Source organism: Aporhodopirellula rubra (assembly GCF_014192335.1).
Classification (GTDB): domain Bacteria; phylum Planctomycetota; class Planctomycetia; order Pirellulales; family Pirellulaceae; genus Rhodopirellula; species Rhodopirellula rubra.
Genome location: NZ_JACHXU010000003.1, coordinates 13,593 through 25,904, shown reverse-complemented (window position 1 = coordinate 25,904; position 12,312 = coordinate 13,593). Strand labels below are relative to the sequence as shown.

Here is a 12,312-nt window from a genome sequence, read left to right as displayed (position 1 = left end):
CCACGTTGTGACATGGTCGTGATATTACACCCTGCGAACGCGATTGACCTCACCGCTGCGGCAAACCGATTCGCCCGCGATCGTGCGAACTCGCATTTCGCCGTGTTCGTTGATCCCCTCGCAACGGCCTTCGACCGATTGCCCGTCGATTGAGCACCGGATCATCTCACCCGTCAATACACAACGACGACGAAACGCGTCCAACACCCCACTACTGTCCGATTCACATCGGGTGACTTGTTCGATGAGTGCGGGAACGAGTTCTTCGAGCAGAGCGGCACGGGTCACCCATTTCCCGGTTGCCTCTTGAACCGATGTTGCCTCAGCGTCTTCCAGCGTGGGGCTGGATCCGACATTGATTCCAATTCCGATCACCGCGACGGGCGTAGAGTGGTCGCGATCGGCCACCGACGAATCAAAGCGTTCAATTAGGGTGCCGGCCACTTTCACGCCGCTCATCCAAACATCGTTGGGCCATTTCAATCCGCACCGGACCGGCGCGGCGACATGCTCGATCGCCTCGGCAATCGCCACGCCGACCGCGATCGAAAGAAGTTCATGACACCCTTTCATCACGATCGAAAACGCAAGGCCGTCGGACTGCGCGTCCCACGTTCTTCCCAATCGACCGCGGCCCTGGGTTTGCACATCGGCGATGACTAACCGCGGCAATCCGATCACCAATGTGCTACCAGGTGACGTGGAGGAGTCTTTGTCTCGATGGGATTGCACCCACTGACCGGCGACCGAATTGGTTGACGTCATGGTCGACTGGTAATCCTTCGACGCGATCTCGCCGGAGGTGACCCAACGGTCGATCAGGCGGCGAATGGATTCGTCAATGGGTTTGTTGTCTTCGGTTGGCATGATGAGGTTCGATTCACGGTGGCCGGTGGTGACCGCAAATTTTTGATGCGAGGCGGTCTCAAAACGAACATCGCGTCCGTTTCAATATTAAGTATTTGAATCGGTCTCGCGCTCGGATCAAACCCGGGAGAAACACGTCCCCCGAACTCGGCATCGTTGCGGCGACTAACAACGCGAATATCACGCATCCGGAATCGCCGGTTTGTCATGCTTGGCTACACGGTCGTTCAAAATCTGCTTGCCCGCATTCACGCCGAACGTCCAGAAGAGGGCAGGTCGGACGAAAAACTCCGCGAGCGTGCTCGTTAACAACCCGCCCACGATCACGGTGGCGACCGGATACAGAATCTCCTTGCCGGGTTCGCCGGCGGCGAGAGCCAGCGGCAGCAGTCCGATTCCACTGGTCAATGCCGTCATCAACACCGGAGCCATCCGCTCCTGCCCGGCCCGTTTAACCATTTCGCGGGTCCACGATTCGCCTTCGTGTTCGACGAGATGCAGGTAATGGTTTAGCAACAAGATGCCGTTGCGACTGGCAATGCCGCACAACGAGATGAATCCGACCATCGCGGCAACGGTGAGGTTTTGGTCCGTGATGGCCAGCGCGGCAACCGCGCCGATGAATGCAGTCGGCAGAGCGAACAAGACTTGGACTGAGAAATTGACGTTGCCAAACAACATGTATAGCACGAGGAACATCCCCAGCAACGCGATCCCCGACAACACCATCAACCGACGACTCGCCGACTGCTGACTCTCGAACTGCCCGCCGTATTCGATGAAGTATCCGGCCGGCAACTCGATATCGGCAAGGCGTTCTTTGATGTCGGTGACGACGTCGACGACACCGCGTTGGGTCACGTTGGCCTGCAAGACGATTCGTCGACGAACCTGTTCTCGTTTGATCGTATTGGGTCCGTAGCTGTCGTAGATGTTTGCGACCGCATCGAGAGGCACCGTGCCGCCGGTAGGCAACGTGACAGCCATCCGACGCAGTTTCGTTTTGTCTTCACGGAAGCGTTCGTCCAATCGCAAGACGAGGTCAAACGTTCGCTGCCCGAGTAAAACCTGGCTCATTACTTGACCGTTCATTGCCGTTTCCACCAAATCCATCACGTCAGCGGGACGCAAGCCGTATTGCATCAACGCGTCTCGGTTGAGTTCGATGCGCAGTTGCGGAATATTCGTTTGCTGTTCCACCAAAACGTCCGCGAGCCCGTCAACGCCGGCAATCCGTTGTTTCATCTCCTCGGCCTTTTTCCGTAAGACATCGAGATCATCGCCGTAGAGTTTGATGCCGATCTGTGCTTTGACGCCGGAGATCATGTGACTGATCAAGTGTGCGAGCGGTTGCTCGGTACTCGATACGACGCTGGGGAATTCGGACATAGCGTGCCTGATTTCATCAATCGTTTGTTCGCGGTCGGCTCCATCGGCGATTTCCAAAACCATTTCGCTCACGTTCACTCCCTCGGCATGTTCGTCGAGTTCGGCTCGACCGGTTCGCCGAACGATGGTTTTGACGTTCTCGATTTCCAACATACGTTTTTCGATCGCGTTGCCGACCTCGTTACTGGTTGCCAGAGAAGTTCCCGGTTGCAACAACGCGTTGACCTGCACACTGCCTTCGTTGAAGGGGGGAAGAAAATCGCGTTCTAGCATCACGACGGACATGCCGGCAAACAAAACCAGCATCAACGCGACACCGAGCACCGGCCCGGGCAACCGCGTGCTGAAATCAATCGCAACACCAGCGATCCCTTTGAGTCCCTCGAGCAACCGGCCTTCCTCGGCATCGGTACCACCGAGCAACGCATCGGCAGCCTGCAGAGCGAGCCAAACCAACGGAGCGGCGGCGAGCGACCATCCCATTGGATTGCCCGGCAATTCCCAGGGGATCCCCAAGACCGCGTCGACGCGTGGGATCACCCAGTAGAACAACAGCATCGAAATCGCGATCGACAGGAACGGCAACACCACCTGCCAACTGCGTTTGCCGGCCAACAACAACGAACAAAGAACTGGCGTCACGGTCAATGAAACGGCGAGCGACGCGACGAGCGACACCACGTACCCGACGGCCAACGGCACGAACAGTTTTCCTTCCATGCCCTCGAGGGCAAAGAGTGGAATGAATACCAGCACCACGATCGCGGTGCCGTAAACGATCGAACTTCGCACCTCGGTACTGGCGTCGAGGACCACACCGAGCGTCGGCCTCGGATTCGATGATTGTCGGTTTTCACGCAGGCGACGAAAGATATTTTCAACATCAACAATCGCGTCGTCGACTAACTCGCCGATCGCCACCGCGATCCCTCCGAGCGTCATCGTGTTGATCGACAAGCCGAACGCCGCGAACACGCACGCGGTTGCAATGATCGACAACGGGATCGCCGTCAACGTGATGAACGTGGTCCGGAAATTCAACAAAAACAAAAACAGAATCACCAACACCAACACACCGCCATCGGTGAGAGCTTCGACCACGTTTTCGATCGCCCGATCGATGAACGACCGCTGCGAATAGACGTTGGCGATGCGAATGTCGTTCGGTAACGCCACTTTCAAATCCGCGAGTGCCGCTTTAATCGCCTCGTCAACGGCCCGCGTGTCGCTGCCGGGTTGCTTGTTGATCGTCAGAACGACGGCGTCGCTTCCCTCGATGGCTCCCGATTCGTTTCGAACGTAAGCGGACGCGTCCCCCCGTTTCACCTGAGGAGCTTCGACCACTTTCGCGACTTCCGATAATGTGATCGAGCGTTCTTCACGCATTACGAGAACGAGTTTCCTCAAATCATCGAGACTGGTCACCCGCCCCAGGCCGCGGACCAGCAATTCGTTCGCCCCGTGGTCGTCGAGGTAACCGCCCGTTGCGTTCAGGTTCGCTTCCGAAACGGCTAGATGAACATCCTCCATGGTGAGATCAAAGGAGCGCAGTGCGTCGGGATCAACGAGCACTTGATACTGCATTCGCCCACCACCCATGGTGAAGACCTGCGAAACGCCCGGGATCGTCAACAACCGCTGGCGGACGACCCAATCGGCCAACGTCCGAACCTCCATTGGTGGTGTTTGTCCCCCTTCGCTCCACATCCCATACATCAGGATCTGGCCCATGATCGAAGAGATCGGTGCGAGTGTCGGTTTGATGCCGACGGGTAATTGTTCGGCGGCCAATTGCAGTCGTTCATTGACGACTTGTCGGTCGTTGTAGATGTCGGTATCCCAATCAAACTCGACATAGATTACGGAAATTCCCGTACCGCTGCTGCTGCGAACATCCATCACACCGCTGGCACCGTTAAACGCCGTTTCGAGCGGAAAGGTGATCAACGTTTCGACTTCCTCGGGCGCCATCCCGGGAGCCTCCGTGATGACGACAACGCGTGGCCGGTTCAGGTTGGGAAAAACGTCGATCGGCAGTTCAGCGGTTTGCCAACTCCCGACGAGCATCAGGATCGCAGCGGCCACCAGGATCAAGAGGCGATTGTGAAGCGAGAACGAGATGATGCGATCTAACATATTTGCTTGTAGAGATCAGAATGATGATTTGGAAGAATCGGGGCGCGACTGGCGTCGCTGAATTGATCAAACACGGCAAATCGAATCCGCCGCGGTTTATGTGACGCGGTCGGCTGGGCTCGATCACCAAAAGCCGGCCGTCGACAGACAGGTGGACTCACCCAAACCTGACGACCGATTCGCTCGATGGTTCACCGACACTGAGTTACGACGAGCTGCATCGAAACGCGAACACGAATCACTAGTGGTTGTGACCGGCGTGCGGATCGATTGCGCCGCCCGATTTATTCTTCAGCGCCATCTGCAATTGATGGGCACCGGTGACAGCGACTGATTGCCCCGGCCAGACTTGACCGTCGTTGGCGATCGCCGCGTGCAATGAGTCGCTGGCCAAAACATGAACGGCGACGCGATCGAAGTGATCGTTGTTCTCAACGAAGACATAACGTTCGGGGCCTTCCTCCGCGACGGCTTCCTTCGGCACAACGATGGCGTTGTCAAACCCAGCGACCGGAACACGAAGTTTCATCCGTTGACCGGGCTTGTATCGCCAACTGACGTAGCGTTGCTCGCCGACCTGTTCGGTCCGTTCGACTTCGTTGGTGAGCAGGACGTAGAACGGCAGAGCGCGGGTTTCGCGATTGATTTCGTTGCCGATGTAGATGATCTCCAACTGATCGATGATCTTTCGCTGGCCTTGCGATGATTCCGTAACGGCTTGAATCGCGAGTCTCGCGTTGGCTGCGGTTTGCAGAGCTTCGCCATCGCGTTGATAGGCATAACCTTCAATCAAGACTTTGCTGTAGTCGGACAATTGCCCGAGCTTCTTCCCCGCTTCGACGGCCTCCCCGCGACTGACGTTGAGCTGAGTTACAAGGAATTCGGCATCGATATGCGCCGGGAGCGTGGGCGCCGGTTGCATTGACGCGTAGCGGTCTGTTGGCGTTCCCGAACTGTTTTTCACATGGTTGTGTTCCGACTCATGATGCAGCGAACTGTCGGCGTGGAGCGTGGGTGCGTAGATGGTGACTTCGCGGATGAGTTCACGCGTGCGTTCGATTTGGTCGACTTGGCTCTCCGTCAAACCGTGCAGCAACATGGATTGGCGTGCGGTGCGAATGCCAGCCAATAATTTGTCCCGTTCGTACTGGCGTGCGATCAGGGTCTTTCCTGCAACGGCGCCGGACTGTGTGATCGACGTCAAACGTTGAATCTCTTTCTGTTCGATGTCCAACTGCCCGAGCGAGTTAAGAAAATCCTCTTGAGTTTGGACGAGATCCTGGTGTGTGAGTCGCAACGTAAATAGGGGCATGCCACTTTCGATCAACTCACCTCGCGACACGTTAATCGCGTTGATGACGCCCGTCATGGGTGAAGTGATTGCGACGTGAGTTTTTCCAGGCCAATCGGCAACGGCGGCGGGGACTTCGATGTATTCATTGAAACTCCCGACGGTCACCTTTTGAGTCTCGAGCCCCAAATTTAGCCGAGCCTGTTCGCTCAACTCGATCGATTCGCCTTCGGAGTGCCCCGCATGGTCGTGATCGTGTTCGTCCTCCGGATGATCGTGTTCACACTCGGAGTGATCGCCGTGGTCATGAGCCGATTCAGCCGTGGACGCAACGAGCCCGAATCGCTGCGGCAAATCAGTCAGGGCGAAGAAGCCGATCGCGAGCGTCAACAACATCGCGACCACGGTCAACGACGTGGCAACGATCCGCGACACCCAAATTTTGGAAATGGACATAACGTTCCCTTCAAGGGATCAAGAAAAGAGCACACCCGAGCGAGCCGGAAACCGCGCACCACGCCGCACTGCGTCACGGACGCGATAGGTCGATGGGGCGATCATTGGGTGCAGGCAAACAGACGTTTGAGAAAACTCAATCGGTCGTTAGATTCGCCAAACGCAGAGAGCGGCACAGCGGGCGCTGGCATCGCTCGTGGCACCTTGCCCGAGATGTTGATTCCAAAGACGAATTTGCCTGGAGGCCAACTGTGGGCTTGCTCCGGACATGGAATAGGGAAGGAATCCGACGAGGCTGACAACGACCTCGAAAACTTGATCACTCGGCAAACGGAAACTGCACCCGACATCGGAGTGACATCCCGGTGCGTTGCCGTCGCACGGTGACGACTGACAACCCGGACATGCGGCCACCCAATGCGCCACGGCGGGATGCACAGCATTTCGCACCGCGACACCCTCGTTACTGACACGCCCCCCATCGATACTGCCTTTAGCATCGCAGTCGCAGAAAGGGCTCGCGATTGTCAGTGCAACGGGGACACTTGGGGCCGACTCCTGGTCATGGCGTTCTTCACACCCATCGCCAGAGTCATGATGATGCCCGTCGTGATCGCAGTGCGATTCGTCGGCAGACGCGTCGCCATGGATCGTGTGTTCGTGCGTCCGGCAATCGCAGGCGTGCAGCATCGAACATCCGAAAATCGAATGTACCAGCACAACAAGGATGCAAACGAAACGACAGACGACGAACACGATCTTCCTTCCAATTGAGAAATCAAATCTAGTATCGGAGTCTACGGGGGGAAGGTCCAGGCCGATCAGAAAATCTCGACAAATTTGAAGGAAAGAGGGATTTGGTGACAGGTTGCGGTTGCAGGTTATTGAGGGCGGGGGATGTCGGTGGCGCGGCGGGGGTTTGTTTTTGGAAGCGGGGCTTCTGGATCCGGCAGCGGTTCGCCGAAGATGACAAACATTTCCTTCATCTGCCCCATCAACGTCGCGTACGCGTCTTCGTGCCCGGGCCGTGGTGATGCAAACTGCATCCCCGTACGAGTCATCCAGGCGATCAGGGTGGCCGCATTCTCGCCGTCTCGCAACGGATCAAAATACTGACCACGGGTCATGGCATTGAGCGTTCCACGATCGCGAATCGCCTCGACCTCACGGCTGACCTGAATGAGGTGCCGTTCGGCAGCGATCAATTCGAGAACCCGTTCGGTCGGCATGTTCTGCCACGGTGGCGGAAAAATGCTGTAGAACTCGACACTGAGTTGCGCCATGGCATCGTCAAAGGCGTTGATCGCCTCGATGGGCAATTTTGGGTTCCGCTCACTGAGGGCCATCAATTGATCACGTTTCGCTTCGACGTTTCGGATCGCGGCTTGAAAGAGCTGTTCGCGGAAAACAGGCGGCCACCAATCGAGTTGCAACGGAACCGGATCGCTCAACGAGAACTCCAGTTGCCCTCCCTTATTTTTGGGGCTTTTGACACGCAGCGATTCAAACATCTCAGGGCTAAGATCCCAATTCGAGTGACTCGGATTGGTGGCAAAATACTCTTCCAAACCGACACCGTACCCGATCGGCGTGTTCGAAAATCCGACCAAGAGCTCGTTCATAACGCTCTCGGGTTTTCCAGCGTAGCGTGGGTTCGAATAGATTTGGCTGAGGACGCGTCGCTGATTGTCGCGTCGAATACGAACTAACTGATCTGCCTTTTGCTGGTAGGCATCTTTCTCTTTCATGATGCCTTCGAGATTCTTGATCCGCCGCTTGAAGTAGTCGTCAACCTGTTGTTTCCAAACGTTCAACTCCAATTCCGTTGCGATCGAATTTCGCACGCGGAAACCGCTAAAGTCACCGTGCCATGAACGGGACGAACGGTACATGTCGGCAAGCGCGTGGATGCGAGAGGCCTTCATTGCACGGTCGTTGAGATCGATTTCCGAATCGACCAACATCGTCTCAATCGCTTCGTTCGTAACCGGTCCGAACAGGTATTCGGGCAGCGGTGCGGCCCCTTCCTCTTCCGGTCCGGCGGGAGGCGTTGCGGGCAGCGCGGGCAATACGGGCGCCGGTGGCTGGCCTTGGACGGGATCTGTTGCCAGCACGAATTGCGACAGCAAAATCGCCCCGCAAAGCGACCGAACGGTCAAACGCCGTCGCTGAGTTTCCCATGCCAAATTCGCCAAACGGTTATGGCCGAGGTCCTGGAGATTCATGGCGAGCGTTCCTCTAGTAAAAGCGAGTTGATTTACGGCGTACCGGTCGTTTCGGTCTGATTCGCTACCCATGGTAATGACGGTCTGGCCATCAATTCAGACAAAACGTCCATCAAAATCCAATCAAAAATCAGGTCACGATCCGCAACGAGGCTTGCCACGCGTTTCTTCTGCTGCTGATCGAGTTCCGCGGGCGTCGAAAAGAGACCTGCGAGTCGACCTCGCCCGTCCAAAATGACGCCTCCGGAGTAATCCATTCCACTGTCCGCGGCGCCTCGCATTCTGCCAACGTAGATCGGCGGCATGTCGGTGGAGAGACGAGGCAGGAGAAAGAGCGGCTGGACTTGTTTCTTGGTGATCGATGATTCCGAGTCTGGCGGAAGAAAAGGATCTTCGTTTTGTACGAATTCGCCAATCAACCGATGAATGGCCATCGGGCGAGGCGGTTTGGCTGGCGTCGCGATCCATTCCAATGCTGAAACAGCTCCAGTCGACTTTTGGCCCGTCGCCTTGGACTCCAATGCCGCAAGATGCTGAGGCAGTGGTTCGGTGGTCCTGATGACACCGACGTCGTAGGCACGCGCGAGCGTTCGAGAGACCATCGCTGATCGATAGACCTCATCGCGTTGTTGGAGCATTTCCTCGGTTTCGACGCCTTCATCCCCGGCGAGTTCGCTGACTTGCGACTGATAGTACTTCAACCAGTCGATGCATTGTTGTTCGGTCCGACGACTTTCGGTCCACTTCGGGTGCATCGCGGTTTCTTGCAACGCGATCGCCTCATTGGAGGTAAGGTGGCGACACGCCGGACGGATCGTCGCCTCCAAACGCTGCAGGTTTTCAACCACGTTGCCTGTCGTTAGCAGTCGATCCGAGTCGATCGCCAAAGCCATCCCCAACCCAAACCGGTTCCCTTCTGAAGTAGCGATCACTTGATAGAGGCAACTGCGAATCGCGGACTCGAAAGAGGTCTCTTTGGCGGGCGACGCGGCAACCTCGCTTTGGCTATTAACGGCCGCGGCCGGCGGGTGGTTGTCGGCAGGGTCCGTCGTGACGGGTGGTGGCGTGGTACCGGCAATGGCGTCTGCGTCAATGTTCGTTGCCGTCAATGCCGTGGTCGGATCTTCAGCAGTCGTGTTCGGATCACCGTCCGCGAGAGCCTCGCGTGGCGTCGCCGAGTCGCCCTTGGTCATCATGCCCCAAACGCCGAACAGAGCGATCAGCACAACGGCGGCGGCCAACGAATAGGAAACGCCGGTGGGAAGCGACTTCCACATCCCGATCGCGTTGTCCATCCAATTCGTTTTGCGGACCGCGGTTGTGTCGCCTATTCCCCGCACCGGTATCGTGGGAATCCCCTTGGCATCGGTGTCTTTGGTAGGCCGCCGTAATTTGGGTCCGCTCGCAGAATCCGATTTCGATTGCCTCGTCGACGTATTCGGGTTCACGTTGCGACGAAGGCTACTCAGCGTTTCGGCAACGCTGCCGAATCGGATGACGTCTTCGTTAGTAACACGCGCCGCCGACGCGATCGGTTCGCTATCGCCGAGACTCGTCCCGTTGGTGCTATTGAGATCGCGGACGATCCAGACGTCGTTGGGGTCGCGAAACAGAATCGCGTGATGAGATGAGACGCTCGCGTCATCGATCACGATATCGTTGGAATTGGCTCGCCCGATTTCGAACTTTTCCTTGGCAAGAGACTCGTCCGCCCACGGCATTAAGACGCTGTCGGCCAGCATGACTTTGGTGCCAGGCTCGATCGCGGTTCGCGTCACGACTCTTTTGTCGCCGACGAAGGTGCCGTTTCGGCTGGCCAAATCTTCGATGAAATAAAGACTACCGTGCAGCGACAGTCGACAATGACGGCGAGAGACGACGCTCTCGTGGACTAGCACATCCACGTCGCGATCGCAGCCGATTATCCATTGTCGATCGTTCATCCGGGCCTCGATGTGGTGGAAGTCATTATGATTCCAAGTTTATCCCACCGATTGGATGTGAGCAAACTGCCTAACGGGTGCCGTCACCTGCATGACACAGGGTCGCCATTCAGGTTGCCACGCGCGAGGCAGGCTCCATCACAGGCTAGGCTCCATCACAGGCTAGGCTCATCACAGGCCCGGGCCCATCGCGTTGGGGGGATAAACCGAGTGATCGCCCGAACCGTGCCGAGAAGTATTTCCCCAAAATGCGAACAAATCGTCAAAGTCGATCAAGACGATGCCCCTGTCGTGCCGATTTTCATGATGGTAGGACGGCTCGAACAAGTTTCGGCTGTCCATTCAAACAGAAATCGAGGGTCGTGAAACTGGCAACCACGCCGTTGCCCGCCCTCCGTCGAATCGCATTGTTCGACAATCACCCGCATTCAACGAAGTGTGAAACATGGACGACACACGAATCTTTCAACAAGATCCGCGATCAAATCGCTCAGGCCGATCTGTCGTTGCCCGGCGGGCCATCCGTCGGCAACTCGTTGCCGCGATGCTCATCGGCGGAACCGTAAGCCTTTCATCCGTCGGCTGCGCTGGTCGTTCGATGTCCCTCGCCTCGATGAACCCCTTCAAGGCGAAATCGACTGAAACGACCAATGTGACCGAAACACCGAGCAAGCTCGTTTCGACGACTAGCAAGGTCGCATCGGGTACCGTCAACGCGTCGAAGAGCATGGTCTCCAAGACTACCAGCACGATCGGCGGTTGGTTCGGACGCGGGGACGACGACTCACTCGCTCAAGAAGACCCGCTGTCGCTGGAGAATCAACCTGACAAGCTCGAACCAGATGTGTTCGTTGCCAACGGTCAGCTCTGGGAATCGACGGGCAACCTGACCAAGGCCATGGAAAGCTATTCCAAGGCCCTCGAGACCGCTCCTAACAACGGACCGGCGTTAACCAGCATCGCTCGCCTGCACTTCCGCGAATCGAACTACCCGCAATCAGCGGAGTACTTTCAAAAAGCGATCGCGCAGAACCCAACCGACGCGGCCCTGTACAATGACCTCGGCCTGACGCTGAGCAAACTCGGCCAGCATGACATGGCCGCACAAACGCTGCAGCGGGCACTCGATCTCGCCCCAGGCACGTCTCGTTATGCCAACAATTTGGCCAGCGTGCACTTTGAGTCGGGCAAGACGGACGAAGCGTTGAAGGTTCTCAAGGCGAACAACAAAGCCGCCGTGGCTCACTTCAACATGGCGTTCCTGCATTACAAGAAAGGTCAAAATGCCGAGGCACAGGCCCAACTGACTCAGTCGCTCGCCCACGAGCACGAAGCCTCGTCGGATCCGGCCACCAAACGGGCGATCGATCGTTCACGAGAAATGCTCGCCCAGCTTAACCCGAACGGCATCATGCCTGCGGGACGTCCGGCAATGCCGCAAGGCTCGCCTGCTGAAATTGGACCGGCCGCGGGACCATCGGCGATCATCGCCGCCGCTCCTGCCCACCGAAGCAACCAATCACCGCAGGTACTCGGCCAGGTCCCGCAGCAACCCGTCGTTCCTGGCAGCATGACCCCAGTCAGCTACCAAGACCCACGGAGCTACATGTCGCCGCAAGCCCCGGCAGGTGCCACACAACCGGCCGCCACGTCAACGCCGACGGCACCGCAAACGCCTGCTACAGCAGCCCCGGCAGCCTCTGCTCCAACGACGCCAACCGCACCAGCGACATCGACCGCACCAGCAGCGGCGACGCCTGCTCAAGACGGCCCGGCTCCGACCGGTTTCACGCTGCCTGGCGGTTTCACGCTTCCCAACGGTTGATCGCCAAACGAAGTAGCCAACTCCTCAACCGCGTCTGAACCTCGCGGTTGAGTGACGACCTGATTTATCAACGACGCGTATGCGGCACCGGCGACGAAGCCGGCACCGACGCGATCCACATTATTCGAAGGGCCAACGGCCCGGTCATTTGCCAACCCGGTGCACCGGGGCAAATGCCTG

Annotated in this window: 8 protein-coding genes; 2 read left to right on the top strand and 6 right to left on the bottom strand. The window is 57.3% G+C overall.

Going from position 1 to position 12,312, the window contains the following annotated elements; all coding sequences use genetic code 11:
* Nucleotides 1–24: 24 nt before the first annotated feature.
* The 6 genes from FHS27_RS04840 to FHS27_RS04815 form a co-directional block, all read right to left on the bottom strand.
* On the bottom strand, nucleotides 25–867 hold the full coding sequence (locus FHS27_RS04840) for a biotin--[acetyl-CoA-carboxylase] ligase (protein WP_184302490.1): 843 nt from the start codon (nucleotides 865–867) through the stop codon (nucleotides 25–27).
* Nucleotides 868–1,047: 180 nt separating this feature from the next.
* Complete coding sequence (locus tag FHS27_RS04835; RefSeq protein WP_184302487.1) at nucleotides 1,048–4,392, bottom strand: efflux RND transporter permease subunit; 3,345 nt, start codon at nucleotides 4,390–4,392, stop codon at nucleotides 1,048–1,050.
* Between the two features lie 241 nt (nucleotides 4,393–4,633).
* On the bottom strand, nucleotides 4,634–6,139 hold the full coding sequence (locus FHS27_RS04830; RefSeq protein ID WP_184302484.1) for an efflux RND transporter periplasmic adaptor subunit: 1,506 nt from the start codon (nucleotides 6,137–6,139) through the stop codon (nucleotides 4,634–4,636).
* A 147-nt stretch (nucleotides 6,140–6,286) separates the two neighbouring features.
* The gene (locus FHS27_RS04825) at nucleotides 6,287–6,829 is read right to left on the bottom strand and encodes a hypothetical protein (RefSeq protein ID WP_221224889.1); all 543 of its coding nucleotides are present in this window, start codon (nucleotides 6,827–6,829) and stop codon (nucleotides 6,287–6,289) included.
* A 191-nt stretch (nucleotides 6,830–7,020) separates the two neighbouring features.
* On the bottom strand, nucleotides 7,021–8,364 hold the full coding sequence (locus FHS27_RS04820) for a hypothetical protein (RefSeq protein WP_184302479.1): 1,344 nt from the start codon (nucleotides 8,362–8,364) through the stop codon (nucleotides 7,021–7,023).
* A gap of 32 nt (nucleotides 8,365–8,396) precedes the next feature.
* Nucleotides 8,397–10,307: an FHA domain-containing protein gene (locus FHS27_RS04815; RefSeq protein ID WP_184302476.1), complete on the bottom strand. Its 1,911-nt coding sequence runs from the start codon at nucleotides 10,305–10,307 to the stop codon at nucleotides 8,397–8,399.
* A 362-nt stretch (nucleotides 10,308–10,669) separates the two neighbouring features.
* Between FHS27_RS04815 and FHS27_RS04810 the strand changes: the two genes are divergently transcribed.
* Both FHS27_RS04810 and FHS27_RS04805 read left to right on the top strand, forming a co-directional pair.
* Entirely contained in the window at nucleotides 10,670–10,873 is a 204-nt protein-coding gene (locus FHS27_RS04810) for a hypothetical protein (RefSeq protein WP_184303376.1), read from the top strand.
* A gap of 47 nt (nucleotides 10,874–10,920) precedes the next feature.
* Nucleotides 10,921–12,132: a tetratricopeptide repeat protein gene (locus FHS27_RS04805; RefSeq protein ID WP_246419110.1), complete on the top strand. Its 1,212-nt coding sequence runs from the start codon at nucleotides 10,921–10,923 to the stop codon at nucleotides 12,130–12,132.
* Nucleotides 12,133–12,312: the final 180 nt, after the last annotated feature.